This window comes from Streptomyces sp. NPDC043996, from assembly GCF_056435225.1.
On the sequence record NZ_JBWKEY010000015.1, the window covers coordinates 118,002 to 144,198 of the forward strand.

Genomic DNA, 26,197 nt, shown 5'->3' on the forward strand with positions numbered 1-26,197 from the left:
CGACCCCCCCTCCCCCCCCCCCCCCCCCCCCCCCCCCCCCCCCCCCCCCCCCACCCCCCCCCCCCCCCCCCCCCCCCCCCCCCCCCCCCCCCCGCTTCTGTGCGGTTCTGTGCTGTTCCGTGCTGTGCTGGCTTCGGCTAGACCGACCGCAGGTACTGGTCCGGAACGTACGACTCGGCGCCGAGCTCCCGGGCGGCCCCGCGGGCGAAGGACGGGTCGCGCAGGAGCTCGCGGCCCAGCAGGACGGCGTCGGCCTCACCGCCCGCGAGGATCTTCTCGGCCTGCGCGGCCTCCGTGATCAGGCCGACGGCGGCGACGGGGAGGTCCGTCTCCCGCTTGACGCGGGCGGCGAAGGGAACCTGGTAGCCGGGCGCGGTGGGGATGTGCACGCCGGAGGCGTTGCCGCCGGTGGAGACGTCGAGCAGGTCCACGCCGCGCTCCTTGAGGAGCGGCGCCAGACGGACGGTGTCGTCGGCGGTCCAGCCGGGAGCGCCGTCCTCCAGCCAGTCGGTGGCGGAGACGCGGAAGAACAGCGGCTTGTCGTCGGGCCACACCGCGCGCACGGCGTCGACGACCTCCAGGGCGAGGCGGGCGCGGCCCGCGAAGTCGCCGCCGTAGCCGTCGGCGCGCCGGTTGCTGTGCGGGGAGAGGAACTGGCCGATCAGATAGCCGTGGGCGCCATGGACCTCGGCGACCTCGAAGCCCGCCGCCAGGGCGCGCCGGGCCGCGTCCGCGAACTCGCCGACGACGCGCTGGATGTCCGCGACCGTCAGCTCCGTGGGCACGCCGTAGCCTTCGGCGAAGGCCACCGGGCTCGGCCCGACCGTCTGCCAGCCGCCCGCGTCCGGGCCGAGCGGCCCGCCGCCCTGCCACGGCACGCCGGTGCTCGCCTTGCGGCCCGCGTGCGCGAGCTGGATGCCGGGCACCGTGCGGTGGCTCTTCAGGAAGTCCGTGACGCGGCGCAGCGCGGGGATCTGCGCGTCGTCCCAGATGCCGAGGTCACGGGGGCTGATGCGGCCCTCGGGGCTGACGGCGGTCGCCTCGGTGAGGATCAGACCGGTGCCGCCGGTGGCGCGGGCCGCGTAGTGGGCGAAGTGCCAGTCCGTGGCGACCCCCGCGGCAGGGCCCGTGGCCGCGGCGGAGTACTGACACATCGGGGCCATCCAGACGCGGTTGGGGATGGTCAGGTTCCGCAGGGTGTAGGGCTCGAACAGCGCGCTCACGGCGGACTCCAATCGGAACGACGGGGGGAGGGGGCGGGAAGGCCACACCGCCGGCACCCGCCCTTCGTACGGTAACCTTCGTAGTACGGTAAATGTCAAACTACGAAGATTCTCGTACTATGAAGACGTGGGGGAACCGTCCCGTACGCGTCCGCAGACTGGAGCCGCCATGACGACCGCCGCGCCGAGCACCCGCGCGCTCGCCCATCCGGCGCGCGAGGAGATCCGCCTAGAAGGCGTGCTGCACGCCCTGTCCGACCCGCTGCGCCTCCAGATCGTCCGCGAACTGGCCGGGGAGCAAGCCGAGTTGACGTGCTCTCAGTTCGCCCTGCCGATCACCAAGTCGACCACGACCCACCACTTCCGGGTGCTGCGCGAGGCGGGCGTGATCCAGCAGATCTACCGCGGCACGGCCAAACTCAACGCCCTCCGCCGCACCGACCTGGACGCTCTGTTCCCAGGCCTCCTGGACAGCATCCTGAATGCGACAACCCTCCAGACAGAGCGGGAAGTCCTAGCCGCAGGGGCGAGCTCCTAGCCCGTCCGGCGTTTGAGGACGAGGCCGAAGGCCGACAAGCGGGAGGCGCCGGGCGCGGGATTCGTAGCCCGTCCGGCGCTTGAGGACGAGGCGCGGAGCGCCGATCATCCGGTACCGCCGCGCGCAGCGTCCCGTAGGCCCGCCCAGTCCGGGATCTTCACCGGCCCCCGCCCCAGCGACCGCCCCAGCTCCACCTCGGCCCGCTCGATCGACAGCCACCCCTGCCACTCGACAGGCTCGGCGCCAGCCGCCCGCAGGGCCGCGAGCGGGTCGGGCGCCACCTCCCGCCGCGTGAGGGCGTTCACGTCGTCGAGCAGCGACTGCGCCGTCTCCTTGGCGCAGGGCCGGTTCGTGCCGATCACTCCCGTCGGCCCGCGCTTGATCCAGCCCGCCACGTACTCGCCCGGCGACACCGCCCCGTCGCGCAGCACCCGGCCCGCCGCGTGCGGCACCGTGCCCTTGGCCGCGTCGAACGGCAGGCCCTCGATCGGCGTCCCGCGGTAGCCGACCGAACGCAGGACGAGCTGCGCCTCGATGTCCTCGTACCGTCCTGACCCCGTCACGCCGCCGCGCCCGTCCGGCAGCGTCCGCTCGAAGCGCACGCCGCCGACCCGGCCCGCCGCGTCGGTCACCGCCACAGGGCGCAGGAAGAACCGCAGCCGGATCCGGCGCGCGAGGCCGCGCGGCGGCAGCGCGGCCCAGCCGCGCATGACCTCCACGTTGCGGCGGGTCGCGGCGGGCAGCCCGGACGGATCGGCGTAGGCGGGGTCGAGCGCCAGCTCCTCAGGGTCCACCAGGATTTCGGTGTCCGGCAGGGAGCCGAGCTCCCGCAGCTCCTTGGTGGTGAAGCGCGCCTGGGATGGCCCCCGCCGCCCCACCATGTGGACCTCGCGCACCCGGCTCGCGGCGAGGACGCCGAGCGCCTCGTGCGGGATGTCGGTCGGCAGCAGCTCCGCCGCGCCGCGGGCCAGCATCCGCGCCACGTCCACGGCGACGTTCCCGACCCCGATGACCACGGCCGCGTCCACCCCGCGCACGAAGCGGTCCGGCGGCCCGAAGCCGTCCGCCGCGCTGTCCGGGTGGGCGCTGTACCAGGACACGAACTCCGTCGCCGAGAAACTCCCGGGGAGGTCCTCGCCGGGCACCCCGAGCCTGCGGTCGGCGGCGGCGCCCACGCAGTACACGACCGCGTGGTAGCAGTCGAGCAGCCGCGCCGGGGCCACCGCGCCCGGCCCGACCTCCACGCCGCCGAGGAACCGCACCCGCTCGTGCTCAAGGACGGTCCGCAGGTTGTTCTGCAGGGACTTGATCTTCTCGTGGTCGGGCGCCACGCCGTAGCGCACCAGACCGTACGGGCACGGCAACCGGTCGAGCACGTCCACCCGGACGTCCGGCACGCGGATCTGCTGGACCAGGCTCTGGGCGGTGTAGACCCCGCTCGGACCCGATCCCACGACGGCGACCTGCACGGTGGCGCTCCTTCCGGGAGGCGGCCCGGGGACGTTGTGACGCCTGGCTGACCTTCAGCATCGCACCCGTGTGCGCCAAGGGGGAGACGTGCCGCCGGACGCGTTGGCGGGTGCCGCTGACAGGGTGCCGTGCCTGTGGCGGCGTGCGTGCCGCCCTGGCGGAGTGTGACTGTAGGGCTACCGTGCGACTGTGCAGGAAAGCTCATTTTTCGACGAAAGTGATCATTATCTACTCGCGGTGGAGCGCCAGGACTGGCCCGGCGCGCAGCCGCTCACGGAGACCCCTCCGGCGCTGCTCGCCCCGCTGACGTCATCGGCGTACGCCGGGGCGGACGAGGCGGCGTACGAGGATCCGGGCACGCGGGCGTATGGGAACCCGTACAGGGAGACGTACGACAGCACGTGCGACGAGGCGTACGCGCAGACGTACGACGAGGTGCCGCACGTGACGATGGGCGACTACCTCTTCCGCGACGAGCGCGACGAGCGCGACGGGTGTGACGGGCGCGACCGCGGGGACGGCCGGGACGCGGAGGGCACCGCCGCCGAGGGCACCGCCGCCGAGGGCGCCGCCGACGCGGAGGGGCACTCGCCCCTCTTCCATCTGCGCCTCGCCCTCGACGGCGCCCGGGTCGACGTCCTCGCCGCCGTCTCCGAGGAGCACGTCGCCATCGAGGACCTGCGCGCAGAGCCGCCGCTCCCGCTGCACGATCTTGTGGCCCTCGCGTGCCGGATCGAGGGGCCGCTCGCGGACGTCTGCCGGGGCGTCGTCCAGCAGTACGGGCCGCCGGCAGGGCCGTGGGGCCACGCCGACGAGGTGGCGGCCGCGCGCCGTGCCCGCCCCTCCGTGCAGCGCGGCAGCCTGGTCCGGCAGGCCGCCGTCGAGGCGTACCGCGTGGCCCAGGACGAGGGCAGGGACCCGGTGCTCGCCGTGATGGGCGCGACGGGGCACAGCCGCCGCAAGTCCCTTCGCCTGATCGCCGGGGCGCGGGACGCGGGGCATCTGGCGCCGCGCCACCGCCGTCGCTGAGCGCCGCCGCCGCGCCCCCGCGGCGCTCAGCCCATCCCGCGCATCCGGTTGATCTCGGCCGTCTGCTGCGCCACGACGTCGTTGGCCATCTCCTCGACCAGCAGGTTGTTGCCGTCCGAGAGCACCTCCGTGGCCATCGTGAGGGCGCCCGAGTGGTGCGTGATCATCAGCTTCAGGAACAGCTCGTCGAACGCCGCGCCCTTGGCCGCGCGCAGCTGCCTCAGCTGCGCGGGCGTGGCCATGCCCGGCATGCCCGCGTGGTCGTGGTGAGCGCCGTGGCTGCCCCGCGCGGGCTTCTTGCCGTGGCTCTTCAGCCACCTCTCCATGGCGCCGATCTCCGGCTTCTGGGCGGCGGTGATGCGTTCGGCGAGCCGCCTCACCTTCGTCGACTTCGCCCGCCGCGGGACGAGCCGGGTCATGTCCAGGGCCTGGGCGTGGTGCGGGATCATCCGTTCGACGTAGGTGAAGTCCGCCGAGTTCGGCCGGTCGTCGTCGGTTCTCTGCTTCGCGGCCTCCTCGGCGGACAGCGTCGCCGCCTTCTCCCCGGGCTTGCCGGGTGCGATCACCGAAGGCCCGGTCGAGGAGGGCGACTTGGCGCGGCCCTTGGATCCGGAGCCGGAGCCGGAGTCTGAATCCGCGTCACAGGCGCCCAGGGTGAGGACGGCGGCCGTCACGAGCGCGGTCACGGCGAGGGCGCGGGCAACGGGCGTACGGGCGGGGGGCGTACGGCGGGGGAGCACGGCAACCTCCGGGAACACAGGGGGTGTTGGGGTTCGTCCTAGCACGCCGATGAGCATCAGTGATCGCAAATGTTCAGTACAAGGGTGTTGACGTCTGTTGATTTGTACATGAGGGGCACGATACTGCGGGTGTCCGTGAACCGTTCGCCCTCGAACGGCCACAAGGGAGGACGCAGTGACCCTGCTGAACCAACCCCGTACACGGCGCAGACGCCTAGGAGTCGCCACGGCTGCCGCCGGACTCCTGGCCGCGCTGCTCACCGCCGCCCCCGCGGCGGCGACCCCCGACCCGGGGGACACCCCCAAGGCCCCGAAGAAGGTGTCGAAGTCCGACGCCGACGACACCAAGCGGGCCATCGAGAGCGGCGAGATACCCGCCCCCGACGAGATAGTCCACTCCGACAACATCGAGCACGTCGCCAACATCCCCAAGGACGCGCTGCCCGGCACCAACTCCGACCTCGCCTTCCAGGGGAAGTACGCCTTCGCCGGGAACTACGACGGCTTCCGCGTCTTCGACATCAGCAACCCGAAGAAGCCGAAGACCATCGCACAGGTCCTGTGCCCGGGGGCGCAGAACGACGTCTCGGTCTCCGGGAACCTGCTGTTCCTGTCGACCGACTCCTCGCGCAGCGACAGCTCCTGCGCGAGCACCACACAGCCCGCCACGGAGAAGTCCTCCTGGGAAGGCATGAAGGTCTTCGACATCAGCGACAAGCGGAACCCGCGCTACGTCGCCGCCGTCGAGACCGCGTGCGGCTCGCACACCCACACGCTGGTCCCCGAGCGCCGCGACGTCTACATCTACGTCTCCTCCTACGCGCCCAACGCGGCGTTCCCCGACTGCCAGCCGCCGCACGACGGCATCTCCGTGATCAAGGTGCCGCGCAAGGCCCCCGAGAAGGCCGCGCTCGTCGGCTTCCCGGTCCTGTTCCCGGGTGAGGGCCCCGACGGCGGCGGCAACCCCGGCGGCCCCACCAACCCGGGCGTCTCCAAGACCACCGGCTGCCACGACATCACCGTGCTGCCCTCGAAGGACCTCGCCGCGGGCGCCTGCATGGGCGACGGCATCCTGTTCTCCATCAAGGACCCCGAACGCCCGAAGGTCATCGACCGGGTCCAGGACAACGTGAACTTCGCGTTCTGGCACTCCGCGACCTTCAACCAGCGCGCCGACAAGGTCGTGTTCACCGACGAGCTCGGCGGGGGCGGCGGCGCCACCTGCAACGCCGAGATCGGACCGAACCGCGGCGCCGACGGCATCTACGAGATCAAGGGCTGGGGAGACAAGCGCAAGCTGGTCTTCAAGAGCTACTTCAAGATCCCGCGCCACCAGGCGAACACCGAGAACTGCGTCGCCCACAACGGCTCGCTGATCCCGGTCAGGGGCAAGGACCTCATGGTCCAGGCCTGGTACCAGGGCGGTGTGTCCGTGTGGGACTTCACCGACTCGGCCAAGCCCAAGGAGATCGCCTACTTCGAGCGCGGCCCGCTCTCCGCGGACCAGCTGGTCGGCGGCGGCTCGTGGTCGGCGTACTACTACAACGGCCACATCTACTCGAACGACATGGTCAAGGGCTTCGACGTGCTGAAGCTCCATGACAAGCGCACCGATCCGGCCAAGCGCGTGCGGCTGCGCGAGCTGAACGTCCAGACACAGCCGGAGTACTTCGGCTGGCACGACTGAGACACGATCCGGACGCGTGTCAGTACGTCCCGTCGGGCGGTTCGTCGCCCGGCGGGACGCCGAGCTCCCAGTCCAGGCCGTAGCGCTGGAACAGCTCCGCGCGCAGACGCACCAAGGGCATCGGCGCGCCCGGTATCAGGAGCGCGAACACCGCGCCCATCAGCAGCGCGCGCAGCATGCGGTAGTCGGTCTCGGCGTCCGCGGAGCCGTAGCGGTCCACGGTGTCGCGCAGCAGGAACGCCAGGCGCTGCTGCTCCGGGCACTGCACGAAGCCCTCGGCCTGGAGGATGCCCGCCATGTGGGTGCGCATCAGGACCGGGCGGTCCCGCGCGAGCCCCAGGATCGCGTCGATGGCGCGGGCGAGGAGCTCGTCCCCCGCCGCCGCGCGGGGCTCGCGCTCCAGCGCCTCCTGCAGCGTGCGGTGCATGAGCCGGTGCACCGCCGACTGCAGGAGCTGGCGCTTGCCCGGGAAGTAGTACGACACCAGGCCCCGCGCGGACCCCGCGCGATCGGCGATGTCCGCGAGCGTCGTCGCCTCATAACCGCGCTCGCTCACCAGCTCCACCGTGGCCTGCAGCAGCCGTTCCCGAGAACGCCTCCGCAACTCTTCATTGACCGATGGGCTCCGCGGGGACATCCTGTAACTCCTGCGTTGACTGGCTCACAACCAATATACTCAGCGCATACCGGCCCTGGCCGACATGGGCCGGTGCTGCCTGGGGCAGGCAACACCGCGGGGGAGTGTTGCCTGCCCACAGGAGTCCCCTCCGCTCGGCACCCCTCTTCCTCCCCTCCCTTCGCCCGCGCATGCCCTCTTCTCGCCGATCCGGCCGCGCCTCCTTACAGTGGGCGAAGGGGCCGAGGAGGCACTGGGACATGGATCAACAGCAGATTCTGGCGCGGATCAGCGAGATGGTCGACGCCGAGAAGACCCTGCGGGAATCGCTCGCGTCCGGGGCGATCGACGAGGCCACGGAACGGGCCCGGCTCGGGGATCTGGAGCGGGAGCTGGACCAGTGCTGGGATCTGCTGCGCAGGCGGCGCGCCAAGTCCGAAGCGGGCTGAGGGCCTCACGGGGCCGTGTCGAGGCAGGACCTCGGATCGGGCTTCTGCCCCCCGTGCTCGTACGACAGGACAGAGGCGTCCACGTACGCGTCCAGACCGTGCGCGCGGAACACCGGCCGCGGATCCCAGCCGACGTCGCTGACCACGCCGACGCGCGCGCCCCGCAGTCAGGACGCGGCGGACTCGACGCGGAACAGCGTCCCGGAGAAGTCGAACAGCACGCCCGTGACCGTCATGGCGGCGGTCCTGCGGGGCGCCCGCCGCACCGTTCAGGGCGCCCGGCCCCGCCAGGGCGGGATCAGGCGCGGCTGTCGACGTGCCCCGAAGCGGCGGCGCCCCCCGCGGCGGGCACATAGCGCTCGTACAGCGCGATGGCCGCCGCCACGGTCAGGGCGCCGAGCAGCCAGCCCTCCACGACGTCCGACGTCCAGTGCACGCCGAGCCAGATCCGGGTGAGGCCGACGCCGACCACGGACACCACGGCCAGGCCGAGGCCGGTCCACCAGACGGCGGCACCGACGCCGTACCCGCGCAGGAGCCACAGGAGCAGACCGCACACCACGGTCGCCGTCATCGCGTGGCCCGAGGGGAACGCCGCGTAGTGCGCGGAGTCCACCGGGTCCGGCCAGCGCGGCCGCTCCCGGCCCACCAGCGCTTTGAGGCCCTGCTGGAGGAGCGTGCCCACCAGACACGTCGCCGCGAGCCACAGCGCGGGCCGCCACGTCCGCTGGGCGGCTAGCCACAGGACGACGACCGCGCACAGGGCGCGCATGGTCCACGGGTCCCACACCCAGTCCGTGAGGACGCGCGCGGCCTGGGTGAGGTCCCGGTGAGCCACCGCCCAGCGGTGCGTGGTCCGCGCGATGTCGCCGTCCAGGCCGAGCAGCGGCTGCCACTCGGCGGAGACCAGGACGAGGAGCAGCAGCGTCGGCGGCGCGAGCAGCGCGGCGACCCTGGAGGCACGGAACGGCGAAGCGGGCGGTCGGGGCTCGGAGTGCATGGGGTGATCCTGGCCGATGGGCGGGTCCTGTGCCTAACCGAGCGCGCGCAGCGCGGGCACGAACGCCACCAGCAGGGGGACGACGGGCACGAGCGCCGCGGCGGCCGTGAGCCGCAGGCGGCGCCCCGCGGTGAGCCGGGGGCGGGCGGCAAGCAGCCGGTGCACGCGCTGCGGCACGTGCGCGTGGGCGCTCGGGCACGGGCCGAACACGCCGCGGTCCTCGTTGAGTTCGACGAGGGCGAGCGCGATCGTCAGGCGGCCGAAGCGGCGCGAGGCGACGTCGTCGGCGGCCAGCTCCACCAGGCGGTGCATCTCGGCGCGGAACGCGGCGAACACCGGCACCTGCGGGAAGCCCGCGGCGAGGGCGCCCGAGCAGTGCAGCAGCCAGTCGTGCCGGGCCTCGGCGTGCCCCTGCTCATGGGCGAGCACCGCATCGAGCTGACGGCCCTTCAGTCGCCGCAACGCGGCCGTGGTAATGACCAGTTGGGGCGCGGTTCCCGGCAGCCACCAGGCGTCGGGGCGCTCGCCCTCCAGGACGACGAGACGGTCCGCGCCGGGCTCCTCGCCGGGCAACGAAGGCGCCCGTACGGCGAGTTCGGCGCGCCGCCGGGCGCGCCGGGACCGCGCGCGGGCGATCTCGCGCGTCAGCATCAGGGCCGTCCAGACGCCGCCGCAGGCGAGCGCCACCGCCGTCACGGTGGCCCAGGGCGTCGGACCCAGCGCGTATGCCTCCACCACGTCGTGCGGCGCCGGTGCGAACAGGTGCCCGCGCACGGCCTGCCAGGCGGCGGCCGCGCTGAAGGTCATCGAGAGGGCACAGCAGAGCAGCACACCGGCCACCACGCACTGCCACGCCCACAGCGCGACCACGGGTTCGCGTTCCGGCCAGTCCGCCCGCGCGAGCATCCGTGGGGCGACGACTGCGGTCAGTGCACCCAGGAGCAACAGCGCGACGGGGACCATCATGGGTCAACCCTATGAGGGGCGCCCCGCGCGGGGATACGGGCCCTCGCCGGGAAGTGACGCACGCCACGGCCTCGGGGCGGGTGTGGGGGGTGCGGCGGGGAAGCGGGGCCCGCCGCGCGCCACAAGGCCACGCCTCACAGGGGCACCCCTCGCAAGGTCACCCGCCACAGGGCCACCCGTCACAGCGTCAGGAGCATCGCCAGCATCGCCGTGCTCATCGCGAGGCGGCACACCAGGGCGAGCTCCGGCCGGTCGGCCCAGCTCACGACGCCCGCCTCCGGCGTCACCGCCGCGCCCACCGGAGCAAGGCGCGCGCCCGAGGCGAGGACGTGCCCGGCGAAGTACAGCAGCAGGGCGCCGGTCACCAAGGGGGCGCCCGCGCCGCCGTGGCCCGCTCCGGGAGTGGTGACCATCGCGGCGGACATGTAGACCATCGCGAAGGCGCCCACCAGGTGGTGGGTGTGGTGCGCGTGGCGCCGGGCCGTCCACGCGGCGCGAAGGCCGACGACGGCGAACACGGCCGCGTACCCGGCCCACACCCCGGTGGGCGGCGAAAGGGCGGCCGCCGGGACGGCCATCACCGCCATGCCGAAGCCCATGAGCGCCTCACCGCCCGCCGTGCGGCGCTGCTCCTCCACGTGGCTGCGCATCCGCAGCAGACAGTAGGCGCCGCTCGCCGCGCAGAGCGCCACGAGCAGCCAGCTCGCCGATCCCGGTCCGTGCACCGCGCACCTCCTCGATCGACGTGTCGACGCCGTCGTCGTGTCGATGCCCGGAGCCGGGGCGGCGTACGGGAGCGCACGGGGGTACGGCGGGAGCGCGGACGGGGAGCGGAGGGGGCTCGCGACCCGGCGCGCGGGGGAGCCGCCCCTGCCCCTGCCCGTTCCCGCTCCGCACTCCCTCACATTTATTTCTCAGGTAAAACACTTGCTAACCTTTTGGGTATGAGCAGCTCACCGAACCCGTCCCGGCCCCCGCTCCGCGCGCGGACCCACCCCCTGCCGCTCGCCGGGGCGCTGCGCCTCGCCGCGCCGTCGGACATCTGGTTCAAGCCAGCCCTCAGCGTCGCCGCCGCCCTGTCCGTCCCGCATCTGACGCTGCTCGCACTCGGCCGCCTCGACCTCGTGATGTACACGATGGCGGGCTCCCTCTGCGCCCTGTACGCCCATCAACTGCCGTACGCCGCCCGGGCCCGCGCCCTCGCCTGGGTCGTCATCGGCATGGTGGCGAGCATGGCTGTCGCGCTGACCGCCGCCGCGCTCGCGCTGCCCGCGGTGGCGCTTGTGGCGATCGGCGCGCTCCTCGCCGCCGCGCAGAAGGCGCTGTGCGACGCCACCCGGGTCGGCCCGCCCGGCCATCTGATCTTCACGTTCGTCAGCTCGGCGAGCCTGTTCGCGCCGCAGGACCTCGGCCGGGTCCCCGGTCATCTCGCGCTGACGCTCGGCGCCGGGGCCGTGGCCTGGCTCGTGGGCATGGCCCCCGCGCCGTGGCGCCCGCACGGCCCCGAGCGCCGCGCCACCGCCCGGGCCCTGCGGGCGGCCGCCGCGTACGCCGAGGCCGCCGCCCGCCACCGCGCCGACGGCCCCGCGCCCGAACGGGCCCGTACCGCCGCGGCCGACGCCGTCCACGCCGCCTGGCAGTCCCTGCACGCCACCCGCACCGGCCAGGGGCGCACCGCCCTGCACGCGCTCGCGGCGACGGCCGAGGACGCGCTCGCCGCGCCGCTCGCCGCCGACCCGGCGCGGCTGCGCACCCTGGCCGACGGGCTGCGCGGCACCGCCCCCGTCCCGGACCCGGGCCGCGCGCCCGCGCCCCTGCCGCTGGAGCGGGCCGAAGCGGCCGAGGCCGCCGCCCCGCTGTGGCGCCTGCTCGGACCGGGCTCCCCGCTGCTGCCCATCGCCCTGCGCACCGCCGTCGGCTGCGCCCTGGCCGGATACGCCGCGCTCGCGCTCGGCGTCGGCCGCCCCTACTGGGCCCTGGTCACCGCGGCCTCGCTCTACCAGGCCAACGTCACCCTCACCTGGAGCCGCGGGGTGCAGCGCGTCGTCGGCAACCTCGTGGGCGTCCTCGCCTTCGCCGCACTCGCGCCGCTCGCGCACCTCAGCCACGCCGCGCTCCTCGGGTGCGGCATCCTGCTCGCCTTCGGCGCGGAGGCCCTCATGTCGCGCAACTACTGGCTGGGCTGCGTCTGTGTGACACCGATGGCGCTGCTCGTCACGGAGTTCACCCGGTTCCAGGACCCCGGCGCGCTGATCGCCGACCGCGTCGTGGATACGCTCGTCGGCGCGCTGCTCGGCCTGACCGCCGCCGTCGCCGTCACCAACCGCCGGGCCGCCGACCGGATCGAGCACGCGCTCACCGCGGCGGAGCGCGCCCGCGCCGCCGCCGAACGCTCGCTCACCGGCCCCGCCCCCGACCTGCCCCGCGCCCGCCGCCGCCTCACCGCGAGCCTCGTCGCCCTGCGGACCGCCCACGACACCGCGGCCGGCGAATGGTGGCAGCGCGAGCTCCCCGCCCAGCGGGTGGCCGTCGCCGAGCGCGCCGGACACCGTACGCTCGCGGCTACGGTACGTGGCGGAGCGCGCGCTGAGGGCGCGCATGGATGACGGGGCGTGCGCGCCAGCGCGGGCACCAGGAGTGAGGCACGGGGATGACGAGTGGGTACGGCGGCCGGGCGGCGACGGGCGACACGGTGGCCGCGGTGGTCCGGCAGTGGCGGGAGGCGCGCCCCGACGTCGACACCGCCCCCATGGAGATCATCGGCCGCATCAACCGGTGCGCCGCCCTCCTCCAGCAGGCCGAGGACGCCCCGCTGCGCCGCGCGGGCCTGACCCGCCCCGAGTTCGACCTCCTGGGCGCCCTGCGCCGCACCGGCCACGAGCTCACCCCCGGCGAGCTGGCCAGGGAGACCTACTCCTCGGGCGCGGCCGTCACCAAGCGGCTCAAGCAGCTCCAGGAGCGCGCCCTCATCGACCGCCGCCCCGACGCCCGGGACCGCCGCGTCGCCCACGTCCGCCTCACGGACGCGGGCCGCGACCTCGTGGACGCGATCCTGCCCGAGCAGCTGACGTACGAGACGGCGGTGCTCGCCGGGCTCGCGGACGACGGCCGGGAGCACCTCGCGGCGCTCCTCGGGGACCTGCTCGGCCAGCTGGAGGGGCGCCTCGGCGTCCCCCGGGGCTGAGCCGCCGCCCTCAGGGCCGGTAGCGCAGCGGATGCTCCTCGGGCACCTCCACCAGCGCGACGCGGGTGCCGTCGGGGTCGGCGATCCACATCTCGACCAGGCCCCACGGCTCCTTGACCGGCGGCCGCAGGACCTCGACGCCGCGCGCGGACAGCTCCTCGTGCGCGGCGGCGACGTCGTCGACCTGGAGCCACAGCCGCACCGCGCTCGACGGCGGCTCATCGGCCCGGCCGGAGAGCTCAAGGAAGCCGCCGCCGAGGAAGTAGACCGTGCCGCGGTCCGGGCCCGTGCCGAACTCCCGGTACACCGCGAGGCCGAGGTCCCCGCCGTAGAAGGCCCGGGACCGCTCGGGGTCGGTGGGGCGGAGCAGGATCCTGCTGCTGAGTACGTGCACCATGCGGCCGCACCCTAGCGCCGGGTTACGCTCGGCGGTGCGCGCGGCGGGAGAGGAGCTCCCCCGCGTGGGAACAGCGGCACCGCAGATCGGAGACACGCGCCCATGGAAACCGCCTCGCCCACCAGCGCCCACGGCGACCTCACCTTCCGTGACGCCACCGAGGCCGACACCGACGCCCTGGTCGCGCTCATCGAGTCGGCGTACCGAGGCGACGACAGCCGCGCCGGGTGGACGACCGAGGCGGACATCCTCCAGGGGCAGCGCACCGACCGCGCGGGCGTCGCCGCGGTCATCAACGCGCCCGGGAGCAGGCTGCTCGCCGTGGAGCGCGGGGGCCGCGTCGTCGCCTGCTGCCAGCTCGAACACCGCGGGGAGCACGCCTACTTCGGGATGTTCGCGGTGAGCCCGGCGCTCCAGGGCGCGGGCCTCGGCAAGGTGATCATGGCGGAGGCGGAGCGCACCGCGCGCACGGCGTGGGGCGTGCGCGAGATGCATATGACGGTGATCTCCGTGCGCGAGGAGCTCATCGCCTGGTACGAGCGGCGCGGCTACCGCCGTACGGGAAAGATGACGCCCTTCCCGTACGGCGACGAGCGCTTCGGCGTTCCGCAGCGCGACGACCTGCAGTTCGAGCTGCTTGTCAAGGAGCTCGGCTGATCCCGGGCGCCCGGCAGCGGCGCCCGCATCCCGCCGTGCGCGCGGCGGTGCTCAGGCCGTGAAGCGGCCCGTGCGCTTGATGTCGGGGTAGTCCGTCGTCGCGCCGTCGAGCTGCAGCGCGCGCACCAGACGCAGATCGTCCTGGGTGTTCACGACCCAGCCGATGATCCGCAGGTCGGCCTTGCGCGCCCGCTCGACGACTTCCAGGGTCAGTCTGCGGATGTTCAGGACGAGCGTGGTCGCGCCGACGGCCGTGGCGCGGTCCACGACGTCCAGGCCGTAGCGGCTCGCGACGAGCGCGGTGCGCACGCCGGGGACCAGGCGGGCGATCTCGGCGATCGCCTCGTCGTGGAAGGAGAGCACCTCCACCCGGCCCACCAGGTCGCGCGCGTGCAGGACGTCGGCGAGGGCGCGCGCGGCCGCCACGTCCTTGATCTCGGCCTGCAGCGGCGCCTGCACCGCGTCCAGGACCTCCTCGAAGACGGGGATGCGCTCGCCCTTGCCCGCGTCGAGCCCGCGCAGCTCGGCGAGGGTCTGCTCGGCGATGGCGCCGCTGCCGTCGGTGGTGCGGTCCACGTCGGCGTCGTGCATGACGACGAGGGCGCCGTCCTTGCTGAGGTGCAGGTCGAGTTCGATGACGTCCAGACCCGCGGCTTGCGCGGCGACGAAGGAACGCAGGGTGTTCTCGGGCTCGATGCCCATGACACCGCGGTGCCCGATGGTGACGAAGTTCAAGGTTCACTCGCTTCCGTCGACGGCGGCTCGGATCCGCGCGGTGCGGCGGCTCAGGACCACGCGGCAAGCCCGCAGCCTAATCGCCCGCCTCGACGAGGGGACCGTCACGACGCGACGGACCGGAGTCGTCCGATCTGGTGCCGACGATGCCGAGGAGGAGTCCGGTGATGAGGGCGGCGACAAGAACGGCGCGGGTGCTCAACGCTTCTCTGCTCCCTGCGGCGGGGACGGCTGACCCGGACCGTCCTACCGCCGTGGGCCCCGTGACCGCGAGCTGTCTCACCCGTGGGTGGGCGCGTCGGCGGGAGGTTGACCGGCGTGGGCGCGGACCCGGTCCGCGGGGCCTCGCCGCCCGGCCTGGGCCTTGGCCTCCATCGCGTACTGGTCGACGTACTCCTGCCCGGAGAGCTCCAGGATCGCGTACATGATCTCGTCGGTGATGGCGCGCAGCGCGGCGCGCTCGTCCCTCATGCCCCGGTACCGGGAGAAGTCCAGCGGCTCGCCGAAGCGCAGCGTGATCGGTACGAGGCTCGGGACCCGGCGGCCCGCGGGCTGGGCCTCGAACGTGCCGATCATGGCGCAGGGGATCACGGGCGCGCCGGAGCGCAGCGCCATCTCCGCGACGCCGACCTTGCCCTTGTAGAGCCGCCCGTCGTGCGAGCGCGTGCCCTCCGGGAAGATCCCGAGGAGACCGCCCCTGGCCAGCACGCCGAGCCCGGACTCGACGGCCGCGCGCCCGGCGCCGCCCCCCGACCGGTCCACGGGGATCGCGCCGATGCCGCGGAAGAACGCGGCGGCGATCCGGCCGCGCAGGCCCGCACCCGTGAAGTACTCGACCTTCGCGAGGAAGCTGATGCGCCGCCGCAGCGTCACGCCGAGCAGGAACTGGTCGCAGAACGACTGGTGGTTGCCCGCCACGATGGCCGCGCCGTGGCGCGGGACGCGGTCGAGCCCCTCGATCCGCGGCCGGAACAGCCACCGCAGCAGCGGTATCAGGACGACGCACCTGAACACGGCGTAGAACATCGCGTGGATCCCCTCCTGAGTTCCCCGAAATTCCCCCGCGCCGGGGCACGCTAGTCGCCTTTAGGGGCGCGTGGGAGAAGGCGAATCGAGCCAGGGGAACGAGGCGTGCGATACGGCTGAAAAACAGGGGAGCCACGCCGATCGGAACTATTGGCGGGGTGAAATGTTGGGAGTCGTAGCGTATGTATACGACGTGGTAGGGGCAGGGGAGTTGGGAGTGGTGATCAGGGGAGAGGGGGAGCTTGGCCGCGTTTTGTACGCGACCGTGGGTGCCCTTGCCCTTCCTCTTCGCTTTCTCGCGGCGAGCGTCACGCGCTCCGTCGATATGCCACCGCCTCTTTCCGCTGACGGTTTTTCGGCGTGTTTTTCGCGTTGGCCGCCATGCGGAGGTGACCGTACTCGTCCTTCGTGCCTGTGAGGCAAAGCCGGGGGCGGCTCGCGCGGGCGTCGGGTCGGAGTGCCGCGCGTGCCTGGAGACATCGCGCCGGTGCGGCTAGAAGGGGGGCCATGGCGCTGCTGCCCGGAGCCGTCCCGAGCCATGCCGAGCCGTCCCCAGCCATCCCGACAGGAAGGCCGCTTCATGAGTCCCGATTCCCCCGAACCCGGCGCGCGCCCCAGCGCCCCCGACCGTCTCGCCCCCGAAGCGCGCTTCCTCGTGGACGCGATGGCCTCCCACTTCCCCGACCTCGGCGGCGCCGTCACCGACGCGGCGGAGGCCCGCCGGGTGCTGGCCGCCGCGCCGCCGTGGCCGTTCCCGCCGCCGCCCGTCGGCTCCGTCGCGGACCGGCTCGTGCCGGGGCCGCCCGGCGCGCCGGAGCTGCCCGTGCGCGTGTACCTGCCGGAGCCCGGCACCAAAGGATTTCCGGCGGCCCGCCCCACCGTCGTCTTCTTCCACGGCGGCGGCTGGGTCCTGTGCGGCCTGGACACGCATGACGCGATCGCGCGCGAGCTGTGCCGGGGCGCGCGGGCCGCCGTCGTGTCCGTCGACTACCGGCTCGCCCCCGAGCACCCCTTCCCCGCCGCGGTGGACGACGCGTACGCCGCCGTCGTGTGGGCGGCCGCCCACCTCGCCGAACTCGGTGGCGAGGACGGCGCGTTGGTGGTCGCGGGCGACAGCGCGGGCGGCAACCTCGCGACCGTCGCCGCGCTCACGGCGCGCGCCGCGGGCGGCCCGGACATCGCCCTGCAAGTGCTCGTCTACCCGGCCGTCGACGCCCGCCAGGGCGCCGCGTCCTTCGCCGCCAACGCCGAGGGCTACTTCCTGACCCGGGCCCACTGCCGCTGGTTCCGGGCGCAGTACCTGGGCCCGCACGCGAGGCCGGACGACCCCCGCGTGTCCCCGCTGCTCGCCGATCTCACGGGGCTGCCGCCCGCGCACATCGTCACCGCGGGCTGCGATCCGCTGTGCGACGAGGGCCGGGCGTACGCGGCCCGGCTGCGGGGCGCCGGGGTCCGCGTCACGGAAGGCCGCTACCCCGGGATGTTCCACGGCTTCTTCGGCTTCCCCGAACTGCTCGCCGACGCCCGCGCCGCACAGGAAACCGTGGCAGAAGCCATCGCCTCGGCCCTGGACGACAGGAAAAACAGCGGCCTGGCAGGGGGTGGGGCAGGATAATTTCCCGAGTTCCCCCTTGTGGCGGAGAACCTCGCACACATACGGTGTCCATACGCGAGGTTCTCCCGTGGAGGATGGGACATGACGGAAATTCTTGTGCAGGCACCGGTGGACACTCCGGGTGCCTCCCGTGACGGACGAGTGGTCGACCACCCGGCCTGGCCGGTGCTCAAGGGTGCCGTCGAGGAGATCAGGCCCTGGCAGTCCCAGGACGGCTCGATCGACTTCGAGGGCGAGGGCGCCCCGGCGCGGGCCGAAGCCGAGCTGGCCGTGGCCCGCGCGACAGCCGCGATCCAGGAACTGGCCCCGCTGCTCCCGCACGACGCCGCCTATCTCGCGGCGCTGACGGTCGACCTGCGCCGCTGGGCCGAAGACGGCTTCCAGGTGCCGGACTTCCTCGACTCGCTGCTCGCCTTCCACCCGGCGAGCCGGCGCGAGGACGGCCTCCAGCACCTGGTGGTCTTCCCGATGTACACCCAGAACGGCAACCCCGACCGGAACTTCGAAGCGGTCGTCCTGCGCATGGTCTGGCCCGAGTGGCTCGCCGACCTCGAGCGCACCCGCTACGACAACCCGCTGTTCTGCGGCATCACCTTCGAGGACTTCACCGCCGGGTACGACACGAACTCCGCGGTCCTCTTCCCCGAGACGATCGCCGTGCGCGAGGCCCCCGAGCGCTTCACCTGGGGCGGCATCTTCTGCGACCGCGAGGCCGCCCGCTTCCGCCGCGTCACCGAGGCCGCCGTGGACATCCTCGGCATCCAGCTGCCGGACGACATCCGCGCGCTCGTCGAGGACCAGCAGCGCTGCCAGGAGGCGTTCGTGCTGTGGGACATGGTCCACGACCGCACGCACAGCCACGGCGACCTGCCCTTCGACCCCTTCATGATCAAGCAGCGGCAGCCGTTCTGGATGTACGGCCTGGAGGAGCTGCGCTGCGACCTCACCGCCTTCAAGGAGGCCGTGAAGCTGGAGGCCGAGGGCGTCCCGCAGGCCCGTGACGTGCAGTACGCGGTGCTCTTCGACCGGATGTTCCGCTTCCCGGTCACGGGCGAGCGCGTGCGCAACTACGACGGCCTCGGCGGCCAGCTGCTCTTCGCGTACCTGCACCGGCACGACGTGGTCCGCTGGACCGACAACAAGCTCAAGATCGACTGGCAGCGGGCCCCGCAGGTCACCAACCAGCTGTGCGCCGAGATAGAGAAGCTCTACCGGGACGGCATCGACCGCCCCAAGCTCGTCCACTGGCTCGCCGGATACGAGCTGGTGTCGACGTATCTCGCCCCGCACCCCGGATCGCGCTGGGCCAAGGGCCCCGAGGCCCTGGACACCTCGCTGCCGCCGCGCAAACTGGTGGACGACGTGCTTCCGGACGAGTTTCCGCTCAGCATGTTCTATGAGGCGCTCTCCAAGAAGCTCAAGCACGTGATCGCCTCCACCAAGGGGATCACCGCGGAGTCCGGCGCCGAGACGATCGCCGCGTGAGCGGCCGCAGCAAGGAGGCGAGGACCATGTCCGCACTCGACGGAGCCGTGATCGCGGTGGCGGGGGCCGCGGGGCCCGCGGGGCGGGCCACCCTGCTCCGCCTGGCGGAGGCCGGGGCGACGGTCGTCGCCTCCGACGCCGACGCCTCGCGCCTGGCCGAGGCCGTGGACGCGGCGCGGTACGCGCACGGCGGAGCCACGGTCACCGGTGACACGGTGGACCTGCTCGACCCGGCGGCGGCCCGCGCCTGGGCCGACCGCACGGAGAAGGAGTTCGGCCGGATCGACGGCCTGGTGCACCTCGTCGGCGGCTGGCGGGGCAGCTCGTCCTTCGCCGACACCGACCTCGGCGACTGGGACGTCCTGGAAGACCTCCTGATCCGCACGGTCCAGCACACATCGCTCGCCTTCGAGGGCGGCCTCCAGCGCAGCGGCCAGGGCCGCTTCCTGCTGATCAGCGCCGCGGGCGCGTCGAAGCCCACCGCGGGCAACGCGGCGTACGCGGCCGCGAAGGCCGCCGCCGAGGCCTGGACCCTCGCGCTCGCCGACGCCTTCCGCAAGGCGGGGGGCGAGGACGGGCCGCGCGCTGCGGCTGCGATCCTGGTCGTCAAGGCACTGGTGCACGACGCGATGCGCGCGGAGCGCCCCAGCGCGAAGTTCGCGGGCTTCACCGACGTCAAGGAGCTGGCCGAGGCCATCGCCGGGGTGTGGGAGCGGCCCGCATCGGAAGTGAACGGAAACCGTCTGTGGCTGACCGAGAAGCCGTGAACCCTCCGAAGACCGACGCCCGGCGTCACCACGACCCGGGCGTCCGCGGCTTCGCGAGCGACAACTACGCGGGCGCGCACCCCGAGGTGATGGCCGCGATCGCGCTCGCCAACGGCGGCCACCAGGTCGCCTACGGCGAGGACGAGTACACCGACCACCTCCAGCAGGTGATCCGCGGCCACTTCGGCGCGAGCGCCGAGGCGTTCCCGGTGTTCAACGGCACCGGCGCGAACGTCGTGGCCCTGCAGGCGGTCACCGACCGCTGGGGCGCGGTGATCTGCGCCGAGAGCGCGCACATCAACGTGGACGAGGGCGGCGCCCCCGAGCGGGTCGCAGGCATCAAGCTGCTCACCGTGCCGACGCCCGACGGCAAGCTCACCCCCGAGCTGATTGACCGTCAGGCCTTCGGCTGGGAGGACGAGCACCGGGCGATGCCGCAGGTGGTCTCGCTCGCGCAGAACACCGAACTCGGCACCGTCTACACGGTGGACGAGATACGCGCGATAGTCGACCACGCCCACGGCCTCGGCATGCTGGTGCACGTGGACGGCGCGCGCCTGGCGAACGCGGCCGCCTCGCTCGACGTGCCGATGCGGGCGTTCACCAACGCCGTCGGCGTCGACATCCTCTCCCTCGGCGGCACGAAGAACGGCGCGCTGTTCGGCGAGTGCGTCGTCGTCCTCAACCGCGACGCCGTGCGGCACATGAAGCACCTGCGCAAGCTGTCCATGCAGCTCGCCTCCAAGATGCGCTTCCTGTCCGTGCAGTTCGAGGCGCTGCTCACCCGGGACCTGTGGCTGCGCAACGCCCGCCACGCCAACGAGATGGCCCAGCGCCTGGCCGAGGGCGTGCGCGCGGTGCACGGCGTGGAGATCCTGCACCCGGTGCAGGCCAACGCGGTCTTCGCGCGCCTGCCGCACGACGTGAGCGAGCGCCTCCAAAAGCGCTTCCGCTTCTACTTCTGGGACGAGGCGGCGGGCGACGTCCGCTGGATGTGCGCCTTCGACACCACCGAGGACGACGTGGACGCGTTCGTGGCGGCACTGAAGGAGGAGATGGCCCGCTGACCCGGGCCACTTCCCGTAGGGCAGAGACAGCATCTGCATGACAGAGACAGCGTCTGCATAGATATGCGACCGATCGAAAAGTCATTGACTCTTGATCGGTCGCTTTTCTATGCTCGCGGCCCATGGAACTGATCCAGGACACCCCAGACCTCTCCGCCTATCTGGCGGCTGACGAGGCCATCGACCATACGCACCCCGTCGTCCGGGAGACCGCGGCGCGCCTCGCCAAGAACAGCGGCGACTCATACGTATACGCCCAGGCGGCCTATGAGTTCGTCCGCGACACCATCCCCCACTCCGCGGACTCCGGGGATCCGCGCGTGACCTGGCGCGCCTCCGACGTCCTGGAACAGGGCACCGGCATCTGCCACGCCAAGGCCCACGCGCTCGCCGCGCTGCTGCGCGCCGAGGACATCCCCACCGCCCTGTGCTACCAGCGGCTGCGCCACGACGACGGCGGCGCGTTCGTGCTGCACGGCCTGGTCGCGGTCCGCTTCCACGGCTCCTGGCACCGGCAGGACCCCCGCGGCAACAAGCCGGGGGTGGACGCCCGCTTCTCCCTGGACGGTGAGCGGCTCGCCTTCCCCGTGGACGCGGCGGCCGGTGAGGTCGACTATCCGACGCTGTACGCCGCGCCCGACCCCGCGACGCTCGACACCCTCAAGGCGGCCCCGGACCGCCCCCACCTCTGGAGGACGCTCCCGGAGGAGCTCACTCAGCGGTGAAACATCGGATGTGGTGGGAGGTTTCACGCCGCTCATGCTCCTAGAGCGGGGTTGTGCGGCGTGGTGCGGGGCCAGCCATCCGACCTATTCCTGTCGGATTCCTTGACGTGACACCTCGCGGCGCCGATGCTGCCTAGGCCAACTCGCCCTGTCCGCACCGTCGTTGGAGAGGCCCCGCCATGACTCCCATCTCGCGGCGCACGTTCGTCGCCGGCGCCGGCGGAGCCCTCGCCGCGGCCGCTTCACCGGTCGCCTGGGCCGCCGCCCCGGACGCCTCCCGCGCCGACGCGCACACCGCGCTGCTGCGCGACGCCGCCCCGGTGTGGCGGCGCCTCCCGCGCGGCTGGCAGGAGGGGCCGTTCCTCGGCAACGGCTTCCTCGCCGCGCACCTGTACGCGGCGCCGGGCGAGGGCAACGCGCTGCGCCTCATGATCAACCACTCGTATGTGCAGGACCAGCGCGGCCAGTGGGAGGCGGCGATCGGGTACTCGCGCCTCGGCGTCGGCTTCTTCACGCTGACCTTCGCCGGGACCGTCACCGCGGTGGCCTTGCGCCTCGACCTCGACGCCGCCGAGCTGACCGGAACCCTCACCACGACGCGGGGCGGCGTGGCCTTCACGGCCCTGATCCTCAGCCAGGAGGACGTCCTCCTCGTGTCGTGGGAGCCGAGCGCGGGCGAGGAGTCGGCGGCCTGGGGCTTCACCGCGCTGCCCTCGCGCACCACCCGCACCATCCGCGTCCCGCCCGACTACACGGCCAACCCCGACCCGGCCAAGGGCCCCGACTTCGTCGAGCAGCCCCTGCACGCGGGCGGCGGCTACACCACGGCCTGGCGCGAGCGGCGCTCCGGCTCCCAGCGGCTCCTGGCGGCGACGATCGCGTACGGGCACCCGGACTCGACGGGCCGCGCCACCGCCCTGCGCACCGTCGACAAGGCGCTCGACGGCTCACCCGCGGACGCCGTGGCACGCCACCGCCGCTGGTGGCACGCCTTCAACCGGCGCAGCTTCGTGTCCGTACCCGACAAGCGGGTCCAGCGCTTCTACTGGATCCAGCTGTACAAGCTCGCCTGCGCCACGCGTGGCCACGGCCCGGTCACCCCGGTCTTCGGGCCGTGGTTCCCCGAGTCGGGCAACAACTGGACCAGCATCTGGTGGAACACCAACGTCCAGGTGACGTATCCGATCGCCAACGGCTCCAACCACCGTGAACTCGACGCGGTCACCACGGCGTTCGCCGAGCACCACCGCAACCTGGAGTCCAACATCCGGCCCGAGTTGCGCGACGGCGACACCTACGCGCTTTGCCACCCCGGCGACTGGCAGCTGCGCTCGGGCCCCCGCTACGTCGGCGTCCCCGGCACCAGCCCCAACGACCACACCGGCAACCTCACCTGGGCCCTGCACAACGCCTGGGTCACCTACCGCCACCACATGGATGACGACGTGCTGCGACGGGTGATCCGCCCCGTCCTCGCGGGGGCGGTGCGGTACTACGCCCGCCATCTCACCGAGGGCTCCGACGGCAAGCTGCACCTGCCCGAGACCCGCTCGCCCGAGTACAAGAACGCCGCCGACTGCACCTACGACCTGTCGCTGCTGCGCTGGGGCGTCACCGCGCTCCTGGACTCCGCGCGGCGGCTGCGGCTGCGCGACCCGCACCAGAAGCAGTGGCGCGACATCCGCGACCGTCTGGTGCCCTACCACCAGGGGGAGAACGGCGTCATGATCGGCGCGGGTGTGCCGCTCGCTGACTCGCACCGCCACTTCTCGCACCTGCTGTGGCTCTACCCGCTCCAGGAACGCCTGGAGAGGCGCACCTTCGACCACTGGGCGAGCATGCGCAGCAGCTGGCACGGCTACAGCCACGCCGCGGCCGCCTCCATGGAAACCCTCTTCCACGAGCCCGAGCGCGCCCTGCGCCACCTGCGCTTCTTCCTCGACGGCAAGGTCACCGACAACTGCGCGCTCACGCCCAACACCATGTATCGCGAAGGCTCCAACTTCGCTCTGGAGAGCCCGGTCAGCGCGGGCCAGTCGCTCCTTGACATGCTGACCCAGAGCCATGGGGGAGTGGTCCAGGTCTTCCCCGCCGTGTCCGAGACCTGGCCGGACGCCAGCCTCCAGCGGGTGCGCACGCAGGGCGCGTTCCTCGTCGACGCCTCGCGGCGCGGCGGGCGCACGGAGTGGGTGCGGGTGCGGAGCGAGGCGGGGGAGCCGCTGCGGCTGCGGCACGGCATCGCCGGGGAGTTCGAGGTACGGGACGAGCGGGGCGGGGCGCTGCCCTACGAAGGGCGCGACGTGATCAGCGTGCCGCTGCGGCGGGGGCAGACGGCCGTGGTCGCACCGAAGGGAGCCCGGCCCTCCCTGACACCGCGCGACGTGACGGCGAACGGGACGGAGCCCGCGTGGGGGCTGCCGTAGGGCACGGCCCGGGGAGGGGGCGAGGCGGCCTGGGGGCGAGCCGACTGACTCGATAGTCCATTGCGATGCACTGCCTGGTGCTCTATGCTGTACTTCGTCGAGTCTGGCGAAGCAACTCGCCAGCAAACCAAGCGAACCAGCTCACCAGCGAACCAAGGCAGGCCATGACGTTCACCCTCACCGTGTCCGACGAGGTGCGCACGCTCGTCCCCGGCTTCACCCACCTCGCCATCGAGGCCCACGGCCTCGTCAACGGCCCCAGCAGCGACGGCACGTCGGCCCTCCTCGACGACGCCGCGCGCCGTCTCGCCGCGCGCCTGGAGGGCCGCGCCCCGCACGAGGACCCGCACATGGCGGCCTGGCGCGCGGCCTACACGGCGTTCGGCGCGAAGCCCTCGCGCACCCGCAACTCCGCCGAGGCCCTGGCCAAGCGCGCCCTCGCCGACGGCGGGCTGCCCCGGATCAACACCCTGGTCGACGTCTACAACGCGATCAGCGTGGCCCATCTGATCCCCGTCGGCGGTGAGGACCTCGACCGCGTCGAGGGCGGCATGCGCCTGGTGCGCGCCACCGGTGACGAGGACTTCGTCACCATGGCGGGCGGCGAGCCGAGCGTGGAGCACCCTGACGCGGGCGAAATCGTCTGGTGTGACGACGAGGGCGTCACCTGCCGCCGCTGGAACTGGCGGCAGGGCCCGCGCACCCGCCTCACCGAGGAGACGGTGAACGGGATCTTCCTGCTTGAGGGCATGGGTCCGGACGCGGGCCTGGAGGCGGCGGGCGCCGAACTCGCGGAGCTCCTGGAGAAGTTCAGCCCCGGCGTGCGGCTCACCGTCCACGCGCCCGTGGGCTAGGGCCCTCCTGGTGGATCTCCGCGCATCGCCTCGTGTCAGTGCGCCTCGGCCGCGCGGACCTCGGCCGCCGTCGGGGCCGTGCCGCCGAGGTGGGCGGGCAGCCACCAGGTGTCGTCCGGGCCCTTGGGGCGCGCGGGGTAGGCGCGCTGCGCGGCGTCGAGGAGCTCCTGGCAGCGCTCGCGCAGGCGCCGCGTGATCGCGCCCGCGTACTGGTCCTTGGGGGCCTCGACGCGCTCGCCCACGCGGATCGTCACCGGGATGTGCTGGCGCTTGAAGTTCTTCGGGTGCCCCTTGGTCCACAGGCGCTGGGTGCCCCACACGGCCATGGGGATCAGCGGGACGCCCGCCTCCTGCGCCAGGCGCGCGGCGCCCGACTTGAACGACTTCAGCGTGAACGAGGGCGAGATCGTCGCTTCGGGGAAGACGCCGACGATTTCACCCGAGCGCAGCGAGGCGAGGGCGTGGGCATAGGCCGCCTCGCCCTGCTTGCGGTCCACGGGAATGTGCTTCATGCCGCGCATCAGCGGCCCGGAGATCTTGTGGCGGAACACCGACTCCTTCGCCATGAAGCGCACCAGGCGCTTCTGGGGCAGCGCCGCCAGGCCGTTGAAGACGAAGTCGAGATAGCTGATGTGGTTGCTCACGAGCACCGCGCCGCCCTGGCGCGGGATGTTCTCGGAACCCTTGCAGTCGATCTTCAGGTCCAGCGCCTTGAAGAAGGTCCTGGCGACGCCGACGACTGGCCGGTAGACGAGTTCTGCCATGGGTGGGGAGGCCCTTCATCTCTGCCAGAGGAGAGGGCCTTTGGCAGGAAACCAAGTTACGGATCCGTAGGTATACGGCTCCGCAGATCGTGCCCCAAGAACGAGCGGCAAGCCAGCGGTGGTTCCCCACTAGCGCGAGATTCTCGTCACGTCGGAATCTTTGGGCCCGCGCGCGGCTTGAGGACAATGACGTAGGCGGCGCCCGTATGCGGCCGCCAGGGGGCCCTTGACGGGGCCGGAAGGCGGTACGGAGCCGGGTGGCGGAGAGGCAGGAGGCACGCGTGGCAGCAGTGCGCGGACGCGAGGCCGGGCGGCGGCTCGGCGCGGGGGAGCTCGGCGGGCCGCTGGGCGAGAGGGCCACGCTCGTGCAGTTCTCCAGCGCGTTCTGCCAGCCGTGCCGGGCCACGCGCCGGGTCCTCGCCGACGTCGCCGCGATGGTTCCCGGCGTCACGCACGTGGAGATCGACGCCGAGGGCGCCCTGGGCCTGGTGCGTGAGCTGCGCGTGGAGAAGACGCCGACCGTGCTCGTCCTGGACGCGGACGGCCGCGTCGTGCGCCGCGCCTCGGGCCAGCCGCGCAAGGCCGATGTCATCGCGGCCCTCGGGGCGGCCCTGTGAGGCGCCGCGCCCCGGTCGGCGGGCAGGCGCGCGACCCGCGGTCGGCGCCGCGCCAAACATCCCCCTACGCGCGCGTGACGCATCTTTCATCTGACCGTCCGCACTTGACTGCACCGGCCATTGATCGTCAGCCTGCTGTCATGCCACCGGAGCTCCTTCTGTA

27 protein-coding genes and 1 pseudogene are annotated in these 26,197 nt (G+C 73.0%); 15 read left to right on the plus strand and 13 right to left on the minus strand.

Going from position 1 to position 26,197, the window contains the following annotated elements:
• Nucleotides 1-137: 137 nt before the first annotated feature.
• Nucleotides 138-1,223, minus strand: a complete 1,086-nt coding sequence (locus AC07A4_RS33125; protein WP_478605915.1) for an NADH:flavin oxidoreductase/NADH oxidase — start codon at nucleotides 1,221-1,223, stop codon at nucleotides 138-140.
• Between the two features lie 169 nt (nucleotides 1,224-1,392).
• Between AC07A4_RS33125 and AC07A4_RS33130 the strand changes: the two genes are divergently transcribed.
• Nucleotides 1,393-1,761: an ArsR/SmtB family transcription factor gene (locus AC07A4_RS33130; RefSeq protein ID WP_478605917.1), complete on the plus strand. Its 369-nt coding sequence runs from the start codon at nucleotides 1,393-1,395 to the stop codon at nucleotides 1,759-1,761.
• 104 nt (nucleotides 1,762-1,865) lie between these two features.
• Here AC07A4_RS33130 and AC07A4_RS33135 read toward each other — a convergent pair whose 3' ends face one another.
• On the minus strand, nucleotides 1,866-3,230 hold the full coding sequence (locus AC07A4_RS33135) for an FAD-dependent oxidoreductase (RefSeq protein ID WP_478605920.1): 1,365 nt from the start codon (nucleotides 3,228-3,230) through the stop codon (nucleotides 1,866-1,868).
• Nucleotides 3,231-3,468: 238 nt separating this feature from the next.
• Between AC07A4_RS33135 and AC07A4_RS33140 the strand changes: the two genes are divergently transcribed.
• Nucleotides 3,469-4,260: a DUF6214 family protein gene (locus AC07A4_RS33140; RefSeq protein ID WP_478605923.1), complete on the plus strand. Its 792-nt coding sequence runs from the start codon at nucleotides 3,469-3,471 to the stop codon at nucleotides 4,258-4,260.
• 26 nt (nucleotides 4,261-4,286) lie between these two features.
• Here AC07A4_RS33140 and AC07A4_RS33145 read toward each other — a convergent pair whose 3' ends face one another.
• Nucleotides 4,287-5,000: a DUF305 domain-containing protein gene (locus AC07A4_RS33145; protein WP_478605925.1), complete on the minus strand. Its 714-nt coding sequence runs from the start codon at nucleotides 4,998-5,000 to the stop codon at nucleotides 4,287-4,289.
• Nucleotides 5,001-5,175: 175 nt separating this feature from the next.
• Here AC07A4_RS33145 and AC07A4_RS33150 point away from each other — a divergent pair, with 175 nt between their 5' ends.
• The gene (locus tag AC07A4_RS33150) at nucleotides 5,176-6,687 is read left to right on the plus strand and encodes an LVIVD repeat-containing protein (RefSeq protein ID WP_478605926.1); all 1,512 of its coding nucleotides are present in this window, start codon (nucleotides 5,176-5,178) and stop codon (nucleotides 6,685-6,687) included.
• Nucleotides 6,688-6,706: 19 nt separating this feature from the next.
• Here AC07A4_RS33150 and AC07A4_RS33155 read toward each other — a convergent pair whose 3' ends face one another.
• Nucleotides 6,707-7,324: a TetR/AcrR family transcriptional regulator gene (locus AC07A4_RS33155; RefSeq protein WP_478605928.1), complete on the minus strand. Its 618-nt coding sequence runs from the start codon at nucleotides 7,322-7,324 to the stop codon at nucleotides 6,707-6,709.
• A gap of 239 nt (nucleotides 7,325-7,563) precedes the next feature.
• Here AC07A4_RS33155 and AC07A4_RS33160 point away from each other — a divergent pair, with 239 nt between their 5' ends.
• Nucleotides 7,564-7,752: a DUF2630 family protein gene (locus AC07A4_RS33160; protein WP_478605930.1), complete on the plus strand. Its 189-nt coding sequence runs from the start codon at nucleotides 7,564-7,566 to the stop codon at nucleotides 7,750-7,752.
• 29 nt (nucleotides 7,753-7,781) lie between these two features.
• Here the strand turns inward: AC07A4_RS33160 and AC07A4_RS33165 are convergent.
• The 4 genes and pseudogenes from AC07A4_RS33165 to AC07A4_RS33180 all read right to left on the minus strand — a co-directional run.
• Nucleotides 7,782-7,916, minus strand: a pseudogene (locus AC07A4_RS33165) (hydrolase); the annotation flags it as partial.
• Nucleotides 7,917-8,050: 134 nt separating this feature from the next.
• Nucleotides 8,051-8,752 (minus strand): phosphatase PAP2 family protein, encoded by a 702-nt coding sequence (locus AC07A4_RS33170; protein WP_478605932.1) that lies wholly within the window; start codon nucleotides 8,750-8,752, stop codon nucleotides 8,051-8,053.
• Nucleotides 8,753-8,785: 33 nt separating this feature from the next.
• Complete coding sequence (locus AC07A4_RS33175) at nucleotides 8,786-9,718, minus strand: M56 family metallopeptidase (RefSeq protein WP_478605934.1); 933 nt, start codon at nucleotides 9,716-9,718, stop codon at nucleotides 8,786-8,788.
• Nucleotides 9,719-9,897: 179 nt separating this feature from the next.
• Nucleotides 9,898-10,443: a DUF5134 domain-containing protein gene (locus AC07A4_RS33180; protein ID WP_478605936.1), complete on the minus strand. Its 546-nt coding sequence runs from the start codon at nucleotides 10,441-10,443 to the stop codon at nucleotides 9,898-9,900.
• Between the two features lie 219 nt (nucleotides 10,444-10,662).
• Between AC07A4_RS33180 and AC07A4_RS33185 the strand changes: the two genes are divergently transcribed.
• Both AC07A4_RS33185 and AC07A4_RS33190 read left to right on the plus strand, forming a co-directional pair.
• On the plus strand, nucleotides 10,663-12,324 hold the full coding sequence (locus AC07A4_RS33185) for an FUSC family protein (protein WP_478605938.1): 1,662 nt from the start codon (nucleotides 10,663-10,665) through the stop codon (nucleotides 12,322-12,324).
• Between the two features lie 44 nt (nucleotides 12,325-12,368).
• On the plus strand, nucleotides 12,369-12,902 hold the full coding sequence (locus tag AC07A4_RS33190; protein WP_478605940.1) for a MarR family winged helix-turn-helix transcriptional regulator: 534 nt from the start codon (nucleotides 12,369-12,371) through the stop codon (nucleotides 12,900-12,902).
• 10 nt (nucleotides 12,903-12,912) lie between these two features.
• Here AC07A4_RS33190 and AC07A4_RS33195 read toward each other — a convergent pair whose 3' ends face one another.
• The gene (locus AC07A4_RS33195) at nucleotides 12,913-13,299 is read right to left on the minus strand and encodes a VOC family protein (RefSeq protein WP_478605943.1); all 387 of its coding nucleotides are present in this window, start codon (nucleotides 13,297-13,299) and stop codon (nucleotides 12,913-12,915) included.
• A gap of 102 nt (nucleotides 13,300-13,401) precedes the next feature.
• On the opposite strand from AC07A4_RS33195, the gene AC07A4_RS33200 reads away from it, so the two are divergent.
• On the plus strand, nucleotides 13,402-13,956 hold the full coding sequence (locus AC07A4_RS33200; RefSeq protein WP_478605946.1) for a GNAT family N-acetyltransferase: 555 nt from the start codon (nucleotides 13,402-13,404) through the stop codon (nucleotides 13,954-13,956).
• Between the two features lie 51 nt (nucleotides 13,957-14,007).
• Here AC07A4_RS33200 and AC07A4_RS33205 read toward each other — a convergent pair whose 3' ends face one another.
• The 3 genes from AC07A4_RS33205 to AC07A4_RS33215 all read right to left on the minus strand — a co-directional run bounded on the left by AC07A4_RS33205 (nucleotide 14,008) and on the right by AC07A4_RS33215 (nucleotide 15,717).
• A complete protein-coding gene (locus AC07A4_RS33205) occupies nucleotides 14,008-14,691 on the minus strand; it encodes a glycerophosphodiester phosphodiesterase (protein ID WP_478605948.1) in 684 nt (227 codons plus the stop codon).
• A gap of 76 nt (nucleotides 14,692-14,767) precedes the next feature.
• The gene (locus tag AC07A4_RS33210) at nucleotides 14,768-14,893 is read right to left on the minus strand and encodes a hypothetical protein (RefSeq protein WP_478605951.1); all 126 of its coding nucleotides are present in this window, start codon (nucleotides 14,891-14,893) and stop codon (nucleotides 14,768-14,770) included.
• A 77-nt stretch (nucleotides 14,894-14,970) separates the two neighbouring features.
• Nucleotides 14,971-15,717: a lysophospholipid acyltransferase family protein gene (locus AC07A4_RS33215; protein WP_478605953.1), complete on the minus strand. Its 747-nt coding sequence runs from the start codon at nucleotides 15,715-15,717 to the stop codon at nucleotides 14,971-14,973.
• Between the two features lie 580 nt (nucleotides 15,718-16,297).
• Here AC07A4_RS33215 and AC07A4_RS33220 point away from each other — a divergent pair.
• The 7 genes from AC07A4_RS33220 (at nucleotide 16,298) to AC07A4_RS33250 (ending at nucleotide 24,653) form a co-directional block, all read left to right on the plus strand.
• Entirely contained in the window at nucleotides 16,298-17,332 is a 1,035-nt protein-coding gene (locus AC07A4_RS33220; protein WP_478605955.1) for an alpha/beta hydrolase, read from the plus strand.
• A gap of 81 nt (nucleotides 17,333-17,413) precedes the next feature.
• A complete protein-coding gene (locus AC07A4_RS33225; protein WP_478605957.1) occupies nucleotides 17,414-18,817 on the plus strand; it encodes a DUF6421 family protein in 1,404 nt (467 codons plus the stop codon).
• 26 nt (nucleotides 18,818-18,843) lie between these two features.
• Nucleotides 18,844-19,584: an SDR family NAD(P)-dependent oxidoreductase gene (locus tag AC07A4_RS33230; protein WP_478605959.1), complete on the plus strand. Its 741-nt coding sequence runs from the start codon at nucleotides 18,844-18,846 to the stop codon at nucleotides 19,582-19,584.
• Entirely contained in the window at nucleotides 19,581-20,651 is a 1,071-nt protein-coding gene (locus AC07A4_RS33235) for a threonine aldolase family protein (protein ID WP_478605961.1), read from the plus strand. The genes AC07A4_RS33230 and AC07A4_RS33235 overlap by 4 nt, the downstream gene beginning before the upstream one ends.
• A 122-nt stretch (nucleotides 20,652-20,773) precedes the next feature.
• Nucleotides 20,774-21,376, plus strand: a complete 603-nt coding sequence (locus AC07A4_RS33240; RefSeq protein ID WP_478605964.1) for a transglutaminase domain-containing protein — start codon at nucleotides 20,774-20,776, stop codon at nucleotides 21,374-21,376.
• A 179-nt stretch (nucleotides 21,377-21,555) separates the two neighbouring features.
• Nucleotides 21,556-23,799 (plus strand): glycosyl hydrolase family 95 catalytic domain-containing protein, encoded by a 2,244-nt coding sequence (locus tag AC07A4_RS33245; protein ID WP_478605967.1) that lies wholly within the window; start codon nucleotides 21,556-21,558, stop codon nucleotides 23,797-23,799.
• A 164-nt stretch (nucleotides 23,800-23,963) separates the two neighbouring features.
• The gene (locus AC07A4_RS33250; protein WP_478605969.1) at nucleotides 23,964-24,653 is read left to right on the plus strand and encodes a B3/B4 domain-containing protein; all 690 of its coding nucleotides are present in this window, start codon (nucleotides 23,964-23,966) and stop codon (nucleotides 24,651-24,653) included.
• Nucleotides 24,654-24,688: 35 nt separating this feature from the next.
• Here the strand turns inward: AC07A4_RS33250 and AC07A4_RS33255 are convergent, their stop codons facing one another.
• Nucleotides 24,689-25,417 (minus strand): lysophospholipid acyltransferase family protein, encoded by a 729-nt coding sequence (locus AC07A4_RS33255; protein WP_478605971.1) that lies wholly within the window; start codon nucleotides 25,415-25,417, stop codon nucleotides 24,689-24,691.
• A gap of 281 nt (nucleotides 25,418-25,698) precedes the next feature.
• Between AC07A4_RS33255 and AC07A4_RS33260 the strand changes: the two genes are divergently transcribed.
• Entirely contained in the window at nucleotides 25,699-26,034 is a 336-nt protein-coding gene (locus AC07A4_RS33260; RefSeq protein ID WP_478605973.1) for a thioredoxin family protein, read from the plus strand.
• Nucleotides 26,035-26,197: the final 163 nt, after the last annotated feature.